The following is a 19,346-nucleotide window of genomic DNA, read 5'->3' as shown; positions in this document are numbered from 1 at the left end:
TCGGAAAATTTTGCAAATTTCCATAAAAATCTAACCGCTTGTATTTTAAAGCCAACGTCTGACTTGGTTTATATAATCTAAATAGTGCTGTCCAAATTTCTGGGTCAAAATTTGCTCTTCCAGTTTAATTTGAAAATGGGTAATTAGCCAAATAAAGAGTAGCGGAACGCACCACGCAAATATCGAGCCAAGCCACAATGCCCACGCAATTAAAACAAACAGCAATGAAAGATACATTGGGTTTCGACTTTTGCGATAAACTCCCCACGTCACAATTTGCGCCGTCTGTTGCGGCTGAAAAGGGTTTGAGGTTGTTTTCGCTCTCCTCATTGTAATGGTAGCCGATATCGCAATCATAAATCCTGCTACTGCAACTAACATTCCTAATATAAATATCATGGGGTGTTGATAATCAGGTAAATGCGCAAATGAAACTCGCCTAATCCACCACATCAACACCGCACAAAACAAGCACCAAAGCGGTGGCGGTATTTTTAATTTCAACATTTATTCAGCAGCTCTAAAATCTTTTTTGCGAATGCCAAGGGCAATAATGGCCGCAAAATAACTACCACCAGCCAATATCATCAGCCACACCAACCAATAGATTTTTTGCAACATCGTCATTGACACCCAAGCTTCAATTGCCGGTGTGAAATAAGCCAATAATGCCCCCATAACACAAGCGGCAATCAACAGTTTTAACACAAAAATAATGGTGGTTCGGCTCACTTTATAATAACCACTTTTTGACAAGTGGAAGTAAAGCAAACTCACATTTACTAATGCCGAACAAGCCGATGCCAATGCCAAGCCGATATAGCCCAAAAACGGTGCAAATGCCAAGCCGAAAAAGATATTGCTGATGGCGGCGATAATCCCTACTTTCACCGGCATTTTCGTGTTTTGGTTAGCGTAAAAACCGTTTGCCAGTACACTGATCAGCATATAGCTGTTTAACCCCAAGCACATTACATAAAGCGGATAAGAGGTCGCCAGTACATCTTCAAAGCCAAATTTGCCTCGCATAAACATTGTCATAATAATCGGCTGAGCAAGCACCGCCATTCCGATCATTGCTGGAATACCGAGCAATAATACCATTCTCACGCCCCAATCCATTGTGTTTTGAAAGTTTTCGCCACGCTGTAATTCAGTCAGATCTTTATTTTTGGCAATACGGGAAAGGCTTGGCAGCACGACTGTTGAAATCGCAATACCGAATAAACCAAGCGGAAACTCGATAAGGCGGTCGGCGTAGTACATCCAGCTAATCGAGCCGGTAATTAAAAATGAGGCGATTACTTGGTTGAGCAACAAGTTTAGTTGAGTAACTGATACGCCGAATAAAGCTGGAATCATTAATTTACGGACTTTAGTTACACCCTCATCTTTCCAAGCCCATTTTGGTTTAACTAGCAATCCTTCCTTTTTCATAAACGGAATTTGGAATAAGAATTGCAGCAATCCGCCTAAAAATACCCCCCACGCAAGGGCAACATCGGGCGAATCAAAATAATCTTTGCCGAGTAACGCCACACCAATAATAGCGACATTCAGTAACACTGGCGAAAACGCCATTACCCCGAACTTCCCGATAGTATTAAGCACCGCTCCAGACAATGCCACAAAGGTAATAAACCACAAATAAGGGAAGGTAATTTTCAGTAAAAAGGAGGCTTGAGTGAATTTTTCTGCATTCGGGCCATCATAAAGCCAATCTAAAAACCAGCCTGTACCAAATAAAGCCGCCACTACAGGCGAGGCAATCATTGCCACCAAGGTAACAATCGTCACCAAACCGCCCAATGTGCCTGACACCTTGGCGATAAATTCTCGGGTTTTGTGCGGATCGTTATCCGCATTATATTCCGCCAGCACCGGCACAAAGGCTTTAGAAAACGCCCCTTCGGCGAACAATCGGCGGAGGAAATTGGGAATGCGGTTGGCGAATAAGAAAATATCGGCACTCACGCCGGTTCCCAAAATAGTGGCGACCACAATGTCACGAATTAAGCCTAATATGCGTGAAATTAAGGTCATAAAGCTTACGATCATTCCTGATCTTAAAAGTTTTTTGCTCATAATAAAGAGTATGATTCTGGTAAAATTATTGAAAAATCCGACCGCTTGCAGCCCGATCCTAAAAATCGATCATAATTTTAGCAGTTTGTTATAGGAAAATCAGAAAAAAACTGTTAAAATCTCGCCCTATCGTTTTCTATCAGAAAAACGGTGTTATTTTCAAGCACGTGTCTCGTTGAAAATGAATTAAAAACTATCGATAGGCAATATAAACCCAAACGGTTTATATCTAATTTTTACACAGATATTTTAGGAGTTTGACCTTGGCTAATATCAAGTCAGCAAAAAAACGTGCGGTTCAATCTGAAAAACGCCGCCAACACAACGCAAGCCAACGCTCAATGATGCGTACTTTCATCAAAAAAGTATATGCAGCAGTAGCAACTGGCGATAAAGCAGCAGCAACAGCCGCTTTCGTTGAAATGCAAAAAGTTGTAGACCGTATGGCGTCTAAAAACTTAATCCACGCTAACAAAGCAGCTAATCACAAATCTAAATTAGCAGCACAAATCAAAAAATTAGCGTAATATCGAATAGATATGAAAAACCGACTAGTAATAGTCGGTTTTTTCGTTTTATAAAGCTAAAGGCTATTTTAGTTCTCTCTAAAATAGCCTTTTAAATTTTGATCAGGTATTATTTTTTCAATAAATCACGGATTTCGGTTAATAATTTTTCTTCTGTTGTTGGCTCAGCCGGCACTTCTGGCTCTTCAACAGGGGCTTTTTTCAATGAGTTAATCACTTTCACCATGCCGAATACGGCAAGTGCGATAATTAAGAAATCAAATACGTTTTGGATAAATGCACCGTATTTTAACATTACGGCTTCTGCACCTTCTTTAGCCGGGGCAATTTCAATAGCTAGATCTTTGAAATCTACACCGCCGATTAACCAACCGATTGGTGGCATTACAACATCGCTCACTAATGACGATACGATTTTACCGAATGCACCGCCGATGATCACACCAACAGCCATATCAACAACGTTACCTTTTACCGCAAATTCACGGAACTCTTTTAAAATACTCATAAGGGCTTTCCTTTACTAAAATGATTAAAAAACGATCTCATTTAAGATCTTCGGCGGCGATTATACGCAAATTTCTAAAAAGATACAGATAATTTACGCTTTTTATTGAGATAGGCTTTGCTTATGAATTATTCAATAATTTACCGAACTGCGCTACACGTTGCCAGTCGGTATATTCATACTCTTTGCTAGTGTCGGTTTCGCCTTTGGTGATCTTCATAATAAAGCGAATCATCACACGGTCGAATAAATTGTAGCGTGGATAGAACAATGCCCCGGCGAACACTTCCACCAACGTGGGTTGCCATTTGATTTTGGCGAGGAACTTGCGAATGTAGGTGTTGGTTTCCGGTGTGTTGCGGTTCGCTTTGCGAGCGGTCAGATTTACACCATAAAATGCCGTTTTCTTGCGGTTTAGGGTGGCGTGATACTGCTCCACAAATTGATACACCAGCGGATTAAAATGCCCGTAGCGAATGGAGGCTCCAATGACAATTTGATCGGCATTTGCAATTTTTTCAGCAAAATCGACTGCTTTATCTTTCAGAGAAATCAGCTCAACTTCGTGTGTGATGGAATCTACCAATCGTTTGGCAATCTTTTTTGTTTGACCATCGGTCGTAAAATAGAGAATTAAGGTTTTCATTAGTCTTTCCAAAATACGGGGCTTAAAATAACCAATAAGGTAAATACTTCCAAACGCCCACATACCATCGCAAAAGTAAGTACCAATTTTGCACTATCCGGCACTTGGGTAAAGTTGCTACTCACATTACCTAATGCGGGTCCTAAATTGTTGAGTGTGGCAATAACAGCATTTAAAGCATCAAAAGTTTCCATTCCGCAGGCAATCGAACCAAGCCAGCAAATCACAAATACAAAGAAATAGGCGGAGAAAAATGCCCAGATGCCATCAACAACTCGTTCTGATAACGCGTATTTACCTAATTTGATCGGTTGAATCACGTTCGGGTGAATGTAGCGGTGGATTTCTCGCTTACTTTGTAAATAGAGCAGTAACACACGGATTACTTTCAAACCACCACCTGTTGAACCAGCACAACCGCCAATAAACGAGGCAAGCACCAATAAAGTTGGTAAAAAAGAAGACCATTGGCTGAAATCATTGGTGGTAAAGCCTGCGGTAGTCGAAATTGAAACCGATTGGAACAACGCTTGGCTAATAGTTACCGAAGTATTATCGAAATAGCTGTACGCCATTAGCACTATCGTACAAACCAAAAACAGTCCAAATTGCACTATTAAGAAAAAGCGAAATTCATAATCACCCCAGTAAAGACGACCTAAAATATCCCCTCTTTTTCTGGATTGCTTATCACGTAAGCGGTCAATTACGGCAAAATGCAAAGCAAAATTACAAGCAGAAAGCAGTAAGAAAAAGACTGTAATATAGTTAATCATCGGGCTATTGAAATAACCAATACTGGCATCGTGAGTGGAAAATCCGCCAATCGAAACAGTAGAAAAGCTATGTGAAATCGCATCAAAAGCACTCATTCCTGCTAGCCAAAAGGCAAAAGCGCATAATAAGGTTAAACTTAAATAAATTAACCATAATGCTTTGGCTGTTTCGGCAATACGAGGTCGCATTTTTTGCTCTTTGAGCGGACCAGGCATTTCGGCACGGTAAAGTTGCATTCCACCAATACCAAGTAACGGGATAATTGCTACCGCTAATACGATGATCCCCATTCCACCAAGCCATTGTAAGAATTGGCGGTAGAATAAAATCGCTTTCGGCAGACTATCTAACCCTGTAATCACCGTTGCCCCAGTGGTAGTTAAGCCGGAAAAAGATTCAAAAATCGATTCCGCCACATTGAGATCGGGGTTTTCTAAAATAATAAAAGGCACCGCTCCCAGTAGCCCTAGTACCACCCAGAACAGAACCACAATTAAAAAACCTTCTCGGGAGCGTAGCTCATTTTTATTATGGCGACACAACCACCAAAGCAATGTGCCGACTAAAAAATTCAAGGCAAAGGCTTCTAAAAAGGCTCGCCCATCGCCATAAATCAGGGCAACTGTTGCCGGCACAAGCATTGTGAACGAAAAGCACATCACTAAAATGCCGACAATACGAATAATGGAAAAAAATTGCATAAATTAGATATCTTCTTTAATTAAAGTCAGTTTGCCCGAAAAACGCTGAGTAAGCTCATCAGAAAATGGCTCAAAGTCTATCGGGTTAAAAGCAAGCAATAAATCCACTTTCTCCCCAAAATGCTGCTCTATAATATCAATATCTCGCCCACTAATCAGATGTGAAATAGTATTAAACTGCTCATATTCACACTGCAAGCGGTAGTTTTTTCGCAAAACTTTACGAATTCGTTCCAGCTGCAATAATGCCTGCTGAACACCGTTGCCGTAGGCTTTCACCAATCCGCCCGTACCCAGCTGAATGCCGCCGTAATATCGCACCACAACGGCAGTAATTTCGCCCAAGCCTGATCCCAATAAATAATTGAGCATAGGCTTACCTGCCGTGCCTGAAGGTTCGCCATCATCAGAAAAGCCGTATTGTTGGGAATCATTCGGCGTGCCGGCAACCGTTGCCCAACACCAATGGCGAGCGTGTGGATGCTGCATTTTCAGCTCTTGCCAAAATGCCTTTGCCTGCTCCATTCCTTCTGTATGGCAGAGATAGGTAATAAAACGGCTTTTTTTGATCTCTTCTTCAAAAATTGTATCCGCTTTGGGGATAAAAAATTCCATTGTTTGCATCTCTTAATTTTAACCTTGTAATAATACCACATTAAAGCCACTTTTTATTTGTGCTGTTTAGTGGTTTAATAACCCTTTCATTGATAACTGAACAAATACACTATGTCAAAACTCAATATTATCTTTGCCGGCACGCCTGATTTTGCCGCTCAACATTTACAAGTTTTATTAAATTCCGAACATAACGTGATTGCCGTTTACACCCAACCGGATAAACCGGCTGGACGAGGCAAAAAATTACAAGCAAGCCCGGTAAAACAGCTTGCTGAAGCTCATAACATTCCTGTTTTTCAACCGAAATCGCTCCGCAATGAGGACGCTCAAGCAGAACTTAAAACCTTAAATGCGGATGTAATGGTGGTAGTGGCTTACGGTTTAATATTGCCTGAAGTGGTATTAAATGCCCCTAAATATGGTTGCTTAAATGTTCACGGCTCACTCTTGCCACGTTGGCGTGGAGCAGCTCCAATTCAGCGTTCTATCTGGGCGGGGGATACTGAAACAGGTGTAACCATTATGCAAATGGACATTGGCTTAGACACTGGCGATATGCTACATAAAGTAACAACACCGATTGAGCCTAATGAAACCTCCGCCTCGCTTTACGCCAAACTTGCCGAGCTTGCTCCTCCTGCGTTACTTGAGGTATTAAATGGCTTAGAAAATCAGACATTCAAAGCGGAAAAGCAAGACGAAAGCCAATCTAACTATGCGGAGAAACTTTCTAAAGAAGAAGCAAAATTGGATTGGAATTTATCTGCTATACAGCTAGAGCGTAATATCCGAGCCTTCAACCCGTGGCCTATTAGTTTTTTAACGTTAGAGGTGGAAGGAATTGAACAAAGCATTAAAGTTTACCAAGCAACTGTCTTACCTCATCAAAACAAGCCTACTGGCACAATCTTAAGTGTAGATAAAACAGGCATTCAAATTGCAACTCAAGAGGGTGTGTTGAATATCACTCAACTTCAACCCGCAGGCAAAAAACCGATGTTGGTGCAAGATTTCCTCAATGGTAGAGCGGATTGGTTTAAAGTAGGCGAACAACTTTAATTTCAGAGAAAAATAAATATGCACTCACAACATTTAACCATTAAAGATGCTCAATTTTCGCTTGCTAAACATCAAAAGCTAACCATTGATGAACTCACTATTCAACCAAATACCTTTTGGGTAATTGTAGGTGGCAACGGCTCGGGCAAAACGGCTTTTTCTCTTGCATTGCAAGGCAAACTCTCGCTCTATTCGGGCGACTATGAAAACCGCTTTCAGAATATTCAGCTACTCTCTTTCGAGCAGCAGCAAAAAATCATCGAGCAAATATTCAATGATCGCAATAACGACAACGTTTCGCCCGATGATTTCGGCTTAACCGCCCGCCAAGTGATTTTAAACGGCAGCAGCAAAACCGCATTGTGCGAGGAATATGCGGAAAAATTGCACATTTCCCACCTGCTTGAACGCCCTTTTATCCAACTTTCCACCGGTGAAAGCCGCAAAGTGCTATTCTGCCAAATGCTGGTAAGCGAACCGGATTTACTGATTTTAGACGAACCGTTCGAGGGGTTAGATCAGCAGTCGGTGCAATATTGGATGCTGTTAGTTTCAGAGCTTCAACAAAAAATGGCGTTGGTGCTGATCGTCAATCGCTTCAACGATATGCCTGACGCCGCCGATCATATCGCTTTGTTGGATAATTTATCGCTGATTTTGCAGGGAAACCGTGCGGAGATCGAGCAACAAGCGGTCTATTCTCAACTAAAATTTGCAGAAGAGAACGTGAATGTGCCGCTGCCAACCAGTGCGGCTCCGCTGACCGTTTTGCCGGAAAATACCAATCCGTTTGAGTTGGAAAATGTGAATATTCAGTATGGCGAGAAGAAGATTTTGGACAATCTCACTTGGACGGTTGAGCCTCACCAACATTGGTGGATTAAAGGGCCGAATGGGGCAGGAAAATCGACCCTGCTTTCGATTATCACCGGCGATCACCCGCAAGCCTACGCCAACAAAGTCCGCCTGTTCGGTCGTCAACGTGGCACAGGCGAAACCATTTGGGAAATTAAGAAAAACATCGGCTACGTCAGCAGTCAGTTGCATATGGATTATCGAGTAAACTGCTCCGCCCTTGAGGTGATTTTATCCGGCTTTTTCGACAGCATCGGCGTGTATCAACAAGTGCCGAACGCCTTGCAGCTCAAGGCGATGGAATGGCTCGAACGCCTCAACCTTGCTCAATTCGCCAAAAAACCATTCCGTTCGCTCTCGTGGGGGCAACAACGCCTACTGTTGATCACCCGAGCGATGGTGAAACACCCACCAATTCTGATTTTGGACGAACCACTACAAGGCTTAGACGGCATTAACCGCAAGTTGGTGAAGCAATTTATCGAACAACTCGTCACCAACAGCCAAACCCAGCTTTTGTTTGTCTCCCACCAAGACAGCGATGCTCCGAACTGTATTACACATTTGTTTGAGTTTGTGCCGAAAGGGGAAACAAATGAATTTGGGTATGAATATAAACAAACTGAGCTAGGGTCATAAAATGAATTTCCTTGCTCACTCATTGATTTCACTCGAAATCGATGCAAAAACTAACCAACAAACCTTATATGGCAATTTTGCCGGTGATTTTTATAAAGGTTCAATTTATAACCTTGACTTAGCTGATGATTTAAAAGGTGGTGTCGTATTGCACCGCCTAATTGATAATATTTGTGACAGACCGGAGAGTTTAACCGCTGAGTTACTAAGAGATAACTTCCGTCTATATAAAGGCATTGTGTCAGATATTATGATTGATCACTTCTTGGCTAAAAATTTTCAATCATTATTTGGTAAAGATTTGGATATAGTTCAAAGCAAAATCTTTCAGCAAATCAATCAATATAGAGCCATTTTTCCTGAAAACTTTATTCCAATGCTGAATTGGTTGGAGGCTCATAATGCGTTAAAAAACTATGCTGATTTGGATTTCTTGGGAAGGGTATTCCTAGGAATGTCATCACGAGTTAAGAAAGGCGAAATTTTGAGAAATGCCGCAGGCGAAATTCGGCAAAATTATACTCGTTTAGAAGAAAGGGCAATTCAGGAGTTTTTTACGGTAAAAGAAAAGGCTTCTCGAGAGTTTTGTGAAGCAAGTTAATTCGCTCTTCAAGCGGTAATATTTTCCTAAGAATTTGCAAATTGCAAAAAACAAAGGGCGAATAATATTCGCCCTTATCGATTTTATTTCACCAATTCGCCTTTTGCTTGTAAGTCTGCGTGGTAGGAAGAACGGACGAATGGGCCACAGGCTGCGTGTTCAAAGCCCATTTTTTCGGCTTCCTCACGGAACATATCGAACTCTGCCGGTGGGACGTAGCGTTCCACTTTTAAGTGGTGGCGGCTCGGTTGTAAGTATTGCCCGATGGTGAGCATCGTCACGCCGTGGTCACGCAGGTCTTGCATCACTTCCAAAATCTCTTCGTTGGTTTCACCTAAACCAACCATTAAGCCAGATTTGGTTGGAATATCCGGGAACTCTTGTTTGAAGATTTTCAGCAGCTCCAGCGACCATTTGTAATCCGCCCCCGGACGAACCTCACGGTATAAACGTGGCACGTTCTCTAAGTTGTGGTTAAACACATCAGGTGGATTTTGTTTGAGAATTTCGACCGCTTGTTCCACACGACCACGGAAATCCGGCACTAAAATTTCCACTTTGCAATGTGGGTTTAACACTTTGATTTCACGCACGGTAGCGGAGAAGTGAGCCGCACCACGATCTGGTAAGTCATCACGATCCACCGAGGTAATCACCACATATTTGAGTTTCATATCTTGTACGGTTTCCGCCACTTTGCGTGGTTCGTCTGGGTCGAGCGGTAGCGGTTTGCCGTGTGCCACATCGCAGAATGGGCAACGTCGGGTGCAGATTGCCCCCATAATCATAAAGGTTGCCGTGCCGTGGTTGAAACATTCGTGTAAGTTCGGGCAAGAGGCCTCTTCGCACACCGAATGTAAGCCGTGGCGACGCATTCCGTTTTTGATGCTATCAATTTTTGCCGAGTTTGCCGGCAGTTTGATTTTCATCCACTCCGGCTTTTTGAGTAATTCTTGGTCAGGGTCGATATTTCGCACCTGAATCACAGAAGTTTTGGCGGCATCACGATATTTCACCCCTTTTTCCATTTTGAAAGGGCTCATTTTTTTCACTGTCGCCGTTGCCGTGGTTTGATCTGTCGTGCTAGACATTTCTGTTTTGTATCCTAATTGTTAATAATTTGATCGCTATTATAGCCTAAAATCTGGGTGAAATGAGCCACTAATTTTGGCGACACCTCTTCGCAACGGAGATCATTGCGATGGATTAACTCGCTTAACTGGCACATTTCAAGCCCTGCATAACCGCACGGATTGATATAGCTGAATGGCGTTAAGTCCATATTAATATTTAACGCTAAACCGTGGAATGAACAGCCTTTTCGAATCCGCAAACCGAGGGAGCAGATTTTTCGCCCTTCCACATACACCCCTGGGGCATCCGCTTTTGGGTAGCCCTCAATGCCGTAATCCGCCAAAGTGTTCACCACGCATTGCTCCAAGGCGGTGACCAATTCACGCACCGACACTTCTTTGCCTTGAGCTTTGAGGCGTTTGATGTCGAGCAACACATACATAATCTGCTGCCCCTCGCCGTGGTAGGTAATTTGCCCGCCACGGTCGCTTTGCACCACAGGGATATGATTCGGATTGAGCAGATGCTCAGGTTTGCCGGCAGAGCCTTGCGTAAACACAGACGGATGTTGCACCAGCCAAATTTCATCGGAGGTATTTTCATCACGGCGGTCGGTGAAATCTTGCATTTTGTGCCAAATTTCTTCGTAAGGTTGCGTGCCGAGTTGGCGGATAATCAGCTGCATTTTGATTTTTCCAAAACAAAGGGCGATGATTCGCCCCACATTATTACAGTACCATTCTTACACCGTTAATTTTGGCGAGTTCCGTATAGAGGGTTTCCACCTGTTCGATATTTTCCGCCAGAATGTCGATTGAAACGGAATTATAAGTGCCTTTTGAGCTTTTTTGTTCACGAGGGTTGTAGTCGCCTTTGGCGTATTTTTGCGTCATGACCACCACATCATCGACTAAATCCGCACGATTTGCCCCCACTACTTTGAAAGTGAAGCTGCACGGAAATTCGAGTAAATCTTTGAGTTTTGCTTGTGGTAAGTCTTGTAAGTTAATTGCTTTTGATTGAGACATTTTTGATCCTTATTTTTAAACGGTAAGCGGTGAAATTTCGCAAATTTTTTGCAAAATCACACCGCTTGATCTGCTTCACCTTAAATGGGGATAAAATACTAAATTACAAGATTAGTCAAAAAGGCTCTTCACTGTTAAAGCAATCCAATCCCACGCTTTACCGAAAATACCGGCTTCCGGTACATCTTGTAGTGCTTGTAAGTTAGTGCTCGCAACATCCTTACCATCTAATTGGTAAATCATTTTACCTACTACCTGCCCTTTTACTAAAGGGGCTTCGAGGTTTTTCTTCTCTAACTCATAACGAGCTTTTAAGTCTGCCGCTCTACCTTTTGGAATGGTTACAAAGCTATCTTGCACCGAACCTAACTGTACTTTGTTCACTTCACCATAATAAACCGCTTGCTCTGCCACAGATTGTGCCGCTGGAAGTGATTTGATGGTTTCAAAGTTCGCAAAACCCCATTGGAGTAATTTCTTACTTTCAACTTCACGCCCTTTGTAAGTTGGTACGCCCATTACAACCGAAATCAAACGAGTATTTGGATTAACCGCTGAAGCCACTAAGTTATAACCGGCTTTATCAGTATGACCTGTTTTCAAACCATCAACTTGAATGGTTTTATCCCACAATAAGCCGTTGCGGTTTGGTTGTGGTTTTTTGATGTTATATTGGAATTCTTTTTCTGCGTGAATTTTATATTCTTCAGGGTGGTCGCGAATAATATGAGCTCCGATAATTGCCATATCACGAGCTGAAGAATATTGCTCTGGGTGGTCTAAACCGTGCACCGTCGTAAAATGTGTGTTTTTTAACCCAAATTGCTGCACATATTTATTCATTTCATTAATGAAGGCTGCCTCAGAGCCAGAAACGTGTTCTGCAAGAGCTACAGACGCATCGTTACCTGACACGATAATCAAGCCTTTCATCAAATCTGCAACAGAAACTTTAGTATTCAAATCTAAGAACATTAATGAAGAACCCGGAAACTTTTGTGCCCAAGAGTTTTCCGTTACTGTAACCATATCACTATTGCTAATTTTTCCTTCTTTTAATGCTTCGCCCACTACATAGCTCGTCATCATTTTCGTTAATGATGCAGGATATTGGCGTTGATCAGGGTTTAAGCTCACTAATACCTCTCCGGAGTTATAATCCATCAAAATATAAGTTTGTGCATTAATCTGTGGGGCTTGTAGATTAAAGTTGGTATTTAAATCAGCGTAGGCAATGCTTGATACCGCAAGGCCGATAACACTGACGGTTTTCACTAATGTTTTTTTCATAAATTTGTCTAAATTCCTCTTAAATTAATGCAGAGCATAAAGATCTTTTGTTAAATTCACACTTTTATTTACTACTGCAATTTTTACCTTGGCTGTACCTGAATGATGCATGCCAATGTGCTTAGCCGCCGCTGATGATAAATCAAGCACTCTAGCGTGAGCATAAGGCCCTCTATCATTTACTCGCACAATCACAGAACGTCCATTGCGTATATTAGTTACTTCAATCAAAGTGCCAAAAGGCAAAGTTCTATGTGCCGCTGTCAATTTTGAGTTGCTAAAGGTTTCACCATTTGCCGTGCGGCGACCATTAAATTTATTCGCATAATAGCTCGCTACACCTGTTTGAAAATGTTTGCGAATAACCTGTTTATGTAGATGCTTTGGCGACTTTTTGTTAATCACTGTTGTCTCTTTTTTCACAGCTTTAGCTGTTACTTTTTTAACAAAATTTGCCTTCTTTTTTGTTGCTTTAGAAGCTGTTTGCTTCTTTGTTGAGATACTCGACTTAGCTTTTATATTCTTTGTCGCAGCCAAAGAATTTAATGAACTAAATGTCAGAAATCCAGCTAACAACAGGGTTACAATTTTACCTAATCTCATATAAGTTTTTTCCTCTATGTGGATGTCGCTATTGTTTGTAACGATGATAGTTTCACTGCTTTTTGATACCACAAAAAAGCAAAAGTTCAGGGCATTTATACCCTATTTATTTCAGCTTGTCGTAAGGATTATTACTCCCTGTACGTTTACGATGCACATAAGTAGACATCATTAAGCCAAATGCAGCCATAAGAGTAACATAAGATGTTCCTCCATAGCTAAAGAGCGGTAATGGTACACCGACTACGGGTAAAATACCACTTACCATCCCAATATTTACAAAAACGTAAACAAAGAATAATAGAGCTGTACCACCCGATAATATACGCCCAAAGGCGGAATCTGATTTAGTGCCAATCATTAAGCCTCTGGCAATAATAAATAAATAGATAGCCAGCAAAATCAAGATTCCTATCATACCATGTTCTTCACTTAAAACGGCAAAAATAAAATCAGTGTGCGGTTCAGGTAAAAATTCCAGTTGTGATTGCGTGCCCTCCATCCAGCCTTTACCATTAATGCCACCAGAGCCTATCGCAATTTTAGATTGGATAATATGGTAGCCCGCACCCAATGGGTCTTTATCTGGATCGATTAAGGTCATTACCCGCGTTTTTTGATAATCGTGCATCAAGAAAAACCACATTATGGGAATAAAGCCTGCCAGAAACACTACACCTGCACTAATCAATTTCCAGCTTAGTCCAGCTAAAAACAGCACAAAAAGCCCTGCCGAACAGACTAAAATAGATGTGCCCAAATCGGGCTGAATCGCTACCAATAACGTAGGTACAATAATAATTGCCAGTGCGATAAACGTATCTCTAAAACTGGGTGGAAGCGGCCGCTTACCTAAATAAGTTGCTACCATCAACGGCACGGCGAGTTTGGCAATTTCAGAAGGTTGAAAGCGAACAAACCCTAAATTTAACCAGCGTTGTGCTCCTTTACTCGTTTCTCCCACTAAGTCCACCAAGATCAGTAATATCAAGCAAAAAACATACAAATAAGGTGATACTTTTTGGTAAAAACGAGGAGGAAACATTGCCATTACTAGCATCAAACCTAAGCCGAGCGAAACTTGTATCACTCGGTTTGTAAACATTCTCTCACTTCCGCCACTAGCACTGTAAAGCACTAATAAGCCGTAGCCGGTAATCGCTAACAAACCGATTAACAAAAGGAGATCAAGCGAAAATAGCTTCCAGAAAAGTTTTTTAAATCCACTATTCATCATTGTCCTCTGTTACAAGCGGTTGATTTTTCTCAGAGTTTTGCAAATTAGGTTGCTCACTAACGCCTTTTCTTAATACATAATCCATAATTTGGCGAGCCACTGGTGCTGCAGCACTACTGCCTCCGCCCGCATTTTCTAGAATCAACGCAACAACCATTGTCGGGTTTTCATAAGGAGCATAACCAATATACCACGCGTGATCGTGTAGCTCTTTTTTAATAGCATTCTTATCGTAATTTTTACCGTTCAAGTTAAACACCTGGGCTGTTCCCGTTTTACCCGCTGAATGATAAAACGCACTCGCAAATACTTTACGAGCTGTACCATTTGAGGCATGGTTTACGTTATACATTCCAAGTTTTGCTAAATTCCAATAAGAATCCGGCACGCCTTTAATATCTTCATAAAGTAACGGATCTTGATACGGCATGACTGAATTACTGCTTTGTACTTCAAGCATTAAATGCGGTGTATTCACTCGCCCGTTATTAATCAATACCGCTGTTGCTTTTGCAAGCTGTAGTGGGGTTGAAATCCAGTAACCTTGACCGATTCCAACAGGAATGGTATCACCTTGTACCCACGGTTTTTTATAGCGTTTTTGTTTCCATTCTCGAGTTGGCATTACGCCTGCCGACTCTTCAAAAATATCGATCCCTGTTTTTACCCCAAAGCCGAATTTCTTCATCCATTCCGACATTTTATCAATTCCCATTTTGTAGGCTAACTGATAGAAAAAGGTATCAGACGATTCAGTAATCGCTTTATTCACATTGGTTGCACCGTGCCCACTGCGTTTCCAGTCTCGATAACGTTGCGTTGTGCCGGGTAAAATCCAATAGCCAGGATCAGAAATTGTAGTATTTGGAGTAATCATCCCCTCCTCTAGTCCTGCTACCGCCATAAATGGCTTAATAGTAGAAGCTGGAGGATAAGTCCCTTGAGTTACACGGCTATAGAGCGGTCTATTTGGATCATCAAGCAACGCTTTATAATCCTTACCTGAAATTCCGCCTACAAATAAATTATTATCATAACTTGGGTTAGATACCATTGCCAAAATGCTACTATCACGAGGATCAAGCACCACAACCGCACCTTTATAATTAGCAATCAGCGACATCACATATTGCTGCAATTCCACATCAATACTTAAACGAATGCTACTGCCGGCAACCCCGGGTTGATCACGCAGCTTACGGATAACCTTGCCACGGTTATTAATTTCTACTTCCTCAAAACCTGTTATACCGTGTAATTGATCTTCGTAGAATTTCTCGATACCCAGTTTTCCCATATCGTGCGAACCAGCATAATTACCGAATTTCCCTTCTTCTTGCAGCTTTTTCTTATCGCTTTCGTTAATTTTCGCTACATAACCGATAATATGGGTTAATAACTCCCCGTAAGGATAATTACGCTTGTAATATGCCTGCACATCTAAACTTGGAAAGCGGTACTGATTGACTGCAAAACGTGCCATCTGCGTTTCATTCAAATTGCCTTTCAGCATAATCGGCGTATAACGAGAGGTGCGTTTTTTCTCTTTATTGTAGTTCTCGATATCTTCGTCTGTCAGCCCAACCACTTCTCTGAGTTCTTCTAAGGTCTGCTCAATATTCTCCGTTTTTTCCGGCACAATAAACAGCCCGAAATAGGTCAAGTTTTCCGCTAATACTTTTCCATTACGGTCATAAATTAGCCCACGGGCAGGTGGCACTGGCAATAATTTAATACGGTTACCATTTGAACGTGTTTGGTAGTCATCATAATTAACCACTTGTAAATGGTACAGATTAGCTAACAACACGCCAGTTAAGGCAAGTACTCCCAAAAACGCAACTAAGGCACGGCGGGCATACAGATTACTTTCTGCCTGCCCGTCTCGTACCTTTTCTCGCTGATTTGATGAAGTGAATTTTGCTAATTTACCAAACATATATCTAACAACTATTCTCGATGATAAGGGTGATTAATGGTTACCGACCACGCCCGATACAAACTTTCTGCCACCACCACACGCACAAGCGGGTGTGGCAATGTTAAAGGCGATAACGACCAACTCTGCTCAGCCGCTGCTTTACATTCAGGAGATAATCCTTCTGGACCACCAATTAACAAAGCAACATCTCGCCCATCATTTTTCCAGCCTTCTAGTTGAGTGGCTAACTGCTCGGTTGTCCAGGGCTTACCCGGAATATCTAACGTAACAATTTTTGCCTTTCCTGCTGCTGCCAACATCGCCTTGCCTTCAAGCTCTAAAATGCGTTTGGTATCGGCATTCTTGCCCCTTTTCCCGGCAGGAATTTCAATTAGCTCGAACGGCGTATCTTTCGGGAAGCGGCGTTGATACTCTTCAAACCCCGTTGTTACCCAGGCTGGCATTTTTGTGCCTACTGCAATTAATTGAATTTTCATTTCTTCTGATACTCACAAGCGGTTAAATTTTTCGAGAAATTTGCAAAAAACTAGCCTAAAATAACCGCTTGCAATGTGATTTAAAATAAGAATTACGCCCAAAGTTTCTCTAATTGATACATCTCACGACTTTCTTCTTGCAACAAGTGAACGATCGCTTGCCCGAAATCCACTACAATCCAATCTGCCACTGCTTTACCTTCATCGCCAAACACTTCAAAGCCAGCTTGTTTCGCTTCACTAATTAAACGATCTGCCGTTGAAGCCACGTGACGGCTCGATGTTCCTGTTGCTAAAATCATTGTATCGGTAATGCTTGATTTACCTTTCACATCAATGGCTAAAATGTCTTTTGCCTTTAAATCATCTAAGGTTTTCGTTAAAAATTCGACTAAATTTTGTTCCACTTTATTTCTCTCTCATATCATAAAAACGAAGAATTTTAACATAGATTGGGGAGATGTAAGATAACAAGCGGTCATTTTTGCAAGATTTTTTGCAAAAACAACCGCTTGTATATTTTATTAAAGAGAGAGGTTCATCTAGTAAACGATTTTCTTCTTGTCCAAATAGCAGGTAAGCGATAAATAATCAACGCCCCTAAAATTAAGCTACAACCTAGCCATTTTATCGCACTCAGTTGTTCACCTAAAATCACAATACTGAGTAACAATGTCCATACAGGCTCAAGTAACATAATGAGCGATGAGGTAGCAATCTGGCAATGTTTTTGCCCGATGGTTTGTAATAAAAAACGCAAATTGGTTGAAATAAGCACACTGGCAAAAAACCATATCCAGACACTATTTGGAATAGGGAAAGTCCAAGTTTCCATTATCAAAGAATAAATGCTGCAAATAATACCTACCATTGCCAGTTGAATAGTCGTTAAAGGTAATAATTTAACTTGTTTAGCATATTGGTTATTCAAAACAAAATATAACGCACCTGATAATGAAGAAAGCAGAAAAATAGAACTACCTAACGAAAAATGGAAAATCCCTTTGTCCATAGAAAGGCAATAAAGCCCGCTCAAAGCAATCGGTAATGCAATCCAAAATATCTTTGCCGGTTGGTGTTTAAAAATAAGCCAAGATAAGAGCGGTGAAATTAGCATTGCAAGACTAACTAAAAATGCCCCTTCACCAAAAACAGTGCTAAATGCCAGCCCTAATACCCAACAAATAATATAAATGCCATAAGTTCCTCCGGTAATCGCAGAAGACTTAAATTGCGTTTTATCTATTGTTTTAAGTTGCTGATAAGAAAACGGAAGCATAATCGCAGCCGCTAAAAGGAAACGAACTCCCATAAAGCCAATAGGAGGGAAACCGGATAGCGCATTTTTAGAGAAAAACCAACCTGAAGCAGCAATGAACGTAACAACAAAAAGAATGATTTCTCCAAAGTGTTTTTTAAACATATTTGTCTACAAGTAAAAAACGGTTCTCTTATTACAAGAGAACCGTTAGCTTAAAACAGCTTAGTCATTGAAATAAACTCTCTTCAATGCTAATTCTAACCCACGAATTTCCGCCAAACCTCTCAAGCGACCAATCGCCGAGTAACCAGGATTCGTCTTTTTCTTGAGGTCATCTAACATTTGATGCCCGTGGTCAGGACGCATTGGAATTAAGCGATGATCGCCATTGGCTTTACGGCGATGTTCTTCTGCTAAAATTGCTTTAACAACCCCGAACATATCCACATCACCAGCTAAGTGATCCGCTTCGTGAAAACTTTGTGGATTGTCTTCACGCTGTGTGGCACGCAAATGAGCAAAATAAATGCGATCAGCAAATGTCTCTGCCATTTTAACTAAATCATTCTCTGCCAAAACACCATAAGAGCCAGTACAGAAAGTGAAACCGTTGGCTGCAAGCGGTTGAGTTTCCACAAACCATTGCATATCTTCAATGGTTGAAACAATTCGTGGTAAACCTAAAATCGGGCGAGGTGGATCGTCCGGATGAATTGCCATGCGAATACCCACTTCCTGAGCCACAGGCACAATTTCATTTAAGAAATAAGCTAAGTGAGTACGGAATTTCTCGGCTGAAATGCCTTTGTAGCGATCAAGCTGAGCTTGAAACTCTTCTAGAGTATAACCTTCTTCCGACCCTGGCAAACCGGCAATGATATTTTTAGTGAGTTTCGCAATATCCGCTTCACTCATTTTATTAAAATAGGCTTTCGCTTCTTCTCGTTCTGCCGCTGAATAAGTTTCTTCTGCCCCCGGACGTTTTAAAATATAGAGTTCAAATGCAGCAAAGGCGACTTGGTCGAAACGTAATGCTTTAGAACCATCCGGCATTTCATATTCAAGATCGGTTCGAGTCCAATCTAAAACAGGCATAAAGTTATAACAAACTGTGTCAATTCCACATTCTGCTAAATTACGTAATGTTTGCTTGTAGTTATCAATCCATTGTTGGAAATTGCCTGTTTGGGTTTTGATTTCTTCGTGAACCGGCACACTCTCAACAACAGACCAAACCAGCCCTTTTTCTTCTAATTGAGCTTTACGTTTATTAATTTCCTCAATAGACCACACCTGTCCATTTGGAATATGGTGCAATGCAGTCACAATTCCTGTTGCCCCTGCCTGTCTTATATCATCTAAAGATACTGGATCATTTGGTCCATACCAACGCCACGCTTGTTGCATAGTAAACTCCTG

21 protein-coding genes are annotated in these 19,346 nt (G+C 41.4%); 4 read left to right on the top strand and 17 right to left on the bottom strand.

Going from position 1 to position 19,346, the window contains the following annotated elements:
- Positions 1-45 precede the first annotated feature (45 nt).
- Both A6B40_RS06770 and murJ read right to left on the bottom strand, forming a co-directional pair.
- On the bottom strand, positions 46-507 hold the full coding sequence (locus A6B40_RS06770) for a methyltransferase family protein (RefSeq protein ID WP_176671931.1): 462 nt from the start codon (positions 505-507) through the stop codon (positions 46-48).
- A complete protein-coding gene (gene murJ / locus A6B40_RS06765) occupies positions 508-2,085 on the bottom strand; it encodes a murein biosynthesis integral membrane protein MurJ (protein WP_176671930.1) in 1,578 nt (525 codons plus the stop codon).
- Between the two features lie 263 nt (positions 2,086-2,348).
- Between murJ and rpsT the strand changes: the two genes are divergently transcribed.
- A complete protein-coding gene (gene rpsT / locus A6B40_RS06760) occupies positions 2,349-2,612 on the top strand; it encodes a 30S ribosomal protein S20 (RefSeq protein WP_025247032.1) in 264 nt (87 codons plus the stop codon).
- A 109-nt stretch (positions 2,613-2,721) separates the two neighbouring features.
- Here the strand turns inward: rpsT and mscL are convergent, their stop codons facing one another.
- The 4 genes from mscL to A6B40_RS06740 all read right to left on the bottom strand — a co-directional run bounded on the left by mscL (position 2,722) and on the right by A6B40_RS06740 (position 5,859).
- Positions 2,722-3,120: a large-conductance mechanosensitive channel protein MscL gene (mscL, locus tag A6B40_RS06755; protein ID WP_025216372.1), complete on the bottom strand. Its 399-nt coding sequence runs from the start codon at positions 3,118-3,120 to the stop codon at positions 2,722-2,724.
- Positions 3,121-3,241: 121 nt separating this feature from the next.
- Positions 3,242-3,766: a menaquinone-dependent protoporphyrinogen IX dehydrogenase gene (hemG, locus tag A6B40_RS06750; protein ID WP_176671929.1), complete on the bottom strand. Its 525-nt coding sequence runs from the start codon at positions 3,764-3,766 to the stop codon at positions 3,242-3,244.
- A complete protein-coding gene (locus A6B40_RS06745) occupies positions 3,766-5,244 on the bottom strand; it encodes a TrkH family potassium uptake protein (protein WP_176671928.1) in 1,479 nt (492 codons plus the stop codon). Before A6B40_RS06745 ends, hemG begins: the two co-directional genes overlap by 1 nt.
- A 3-nt stretch (positions 5,245-5,247) precedes the next feature.
- Positions 5,248-5,859, bottom strand: a complete 612-nt coding sequence (locus A6B40_RS06740; protein ID WP_176671927.1) for a YigZ family protein — start codon at positions 5,857-5,859, stop codon at positions 5,248-5,250.
- Between the two features lie 111 nt (positions 5,860-5,970).
- Between A6B40_RS06740 and fmt the strand changes: the two genes are divergently transcribed.
- From fmt to A6B40_RS06725, 3 genes are read left to right on the top strand one after another with little or no spacing between them, the layout of a single operon-like run.
- Positions 5,971-6,921, top strand: a complete 951-nt coding sequence (gene fmt / locus A6B40_RS06735) for a methionyl-tRNA formyltransferase (RefSeq protein WP_176671926.1) — start codon at positions 5,971-5,973, stop codon at positions 6,919-6,921.
- 18 nt (positions 6,922-6,939) lie between these two features.
- Positions 6,940-8,415: a molybdate ABC transporter ATP-binding protein ModF gene (modF, locus tag A6B40_RS06730; RefSeq protein WP_176671925.1), complete on the top strand. Its 1,476-nt coding sequence runs from the start codon at positions 6,940-6,942 to the stop codon at positions 8,413-8,415.
- 1 nt (position 8,416) lies between these two features.
- On the top strand, positions 8,417-9,016 hold the full coding sequence (locus A6B40_RS06725) for an acyl carrier protein phosphodiesterase (RefSeq protein WP_176671924.1): 600 nt from the start codon (positions 8,417-8,419) through the stop codon (positions 9,014-9,016).
- An 83-nt stretch (positions 9,017-9,099) separates the two neighbouring features.
- On the opposite strand, the gene lipA is transcribed toward A6B40_RS06725, so the two are convergent.
- From lipA to uxuA, 11 genes are all read right to left on the bottom strand, one after another.
- Positions 9,100-10,107 (bottom strand): lipoyl synthase, encoded by a 1,008-nt coding sequence (gene lipA, locus A6B40_RS06720; protein ID WP_176671923.1) that lies wholly within the window; start codon positions 10,105-10,107, stop codon positions 9,100-9,102.
- A gap of 14 nt (positions 10,108-10,121) precedes the next feature.
- Positions 10,122-10,775: a lipoyl(octanoyl) transferase LipB gene (gene lipB, locus A6B40_RS06715; protein ID WP_025343188.1), complete on the bottom strand. Its 654-nt coding sequence runs from the start codon at positions 10,773-10,775 to the stop codon at positions 10,122-10,124.
- 43 nt (positions 10,776-10,818) lie between these two features.
- Positions 10,819-11,118: a DUF493 family protein YbeD gene (gene ybeD / locus A6B40_RS06710; RefSeq protein ID WP_176671922.1), complete on the bottom strand. Its 300-nt coding sequence runs from the start codon at positions 11,116-11,118 to the stop codon at positions 10,819-10,821.
- 111 nt (positions 11,119-11,229) lie between these two features.
- Complete coding sequence (locus A6B40_RS06705; protein ID WP_025343189.1) at positions 11,230-12,408, bottom strand: serine hydrolase; 1,179 nt, start codon at positions 12,406-12,408, stop codon at positions 11,230-11,232.
- Positions 12,409-12,432: 24 nt separating this feature from the next.
- A complete protein-coding gene (locus tag A6B40_RS06700; protein ID WP_025216361.1) occupies positions 12,433-13,011 on the bottom strand; it encodes a septal ring lytic transglycosylase RlpA family protein in 579 nt (192 codons plus the stop codon).
- Positions 13,012-13,117: 106 nt separating this feature from the next.
- Complete coding sequence (rodA, locus tag A6B40_RS06695) at positions 13,118-14,245, bottom strand: rod shape-determining protein RodA (protein WP_025216360.1); 1,128 nt, start codon at positions 14,243-14,245, stop codon at positions 13,118-13,120.
- Complete coding sequence (gene mrdA, locus A6B40_RS06690; RefSeq protein ID WP_176671921.1) at positions 14,238-16,187, bottom strand: penicillin-binding protein 2; 1,950 nt, start codon at positions 16,185-16,187, stop codon at positions 14,238-14,240. Before mrdA ends, rodA begins: the two co-directional genes overlap by 8 nt.
- A gap of 11 nt (positions 16,188-16,198) precedes the next feature.
- Positions 16,199-16,666 carry a 23S rRNA (pseudouridine(1915)-N(3))-methyltransferase RlmH gene (rlmH, locus tag A6B40_RS06685; RefSeq protein ID WP_176671920.1) on the bottom strand — a complete coding sequence of 156 codons (468 nt, stop codon included), beginning with the start codon at positions 16,664-16,666 and terminating at the stop codon, positions 16,199-16,201.
- A 92-nt stretch (positions 16,667-16,758) separates the two neighbouring features.
- A complete protein-coding gene (rsfS, locus tag A6B40_RS06680; RefSeq protein ID WP_025247021.1) occupies positions 16,759-17,073 on the bottom strand; it encodes a ribosome silencing factor in 315 nt (104 codons plus the stop codon).
- A gap of 131 nt (positions 17,074-17,204) precedes the next feature.
- Positions 17,205-18,089 carry a DMT family transporter gene (locus A6B40_RS06675; RefSeq protein ID WP_112110330.1) on the bottom strand — a complete coding sequence of 295 codons (885 nt, stop codon included), beginning with the start codon at positions 18,087-18,089 and terminating at the stop codon, positions 17,205-17,207.
- A gap of 60 nt (positions 18,090-18,149) precedes the next feature.
- The gene (gene uxuA, locus A6B40_RS06670; protein ID WP_176671919.1) at positions 18,150-19,334 is read right to left on the bottom strand and encodes a mannonate dehydratase; all 1,185 of its coding nucleotides are present in this window, start codon (positions 19,332-19,334) and stop codon (positions 18,150-18,152) included.
- Between the last annotated feature and the right edge of the window lie 12 nt (positions 19,335-19,346).

It is taken from the genome of Mannheimia varigena (genome assembly GCF_013377235.1).
GTDB classification, from domain to species: Bacteria; Pseudomonadota; Gammaproteobacteria; order Enterobacterales; family Pasteurellaceae; genus Mannheimia; species Mannheimia varigena.
The sequence above is the reverse complement of the archived record's forward strand: the minus strand, read 5'-3'. Positions and strand labels throughout refer to the sequence as shown.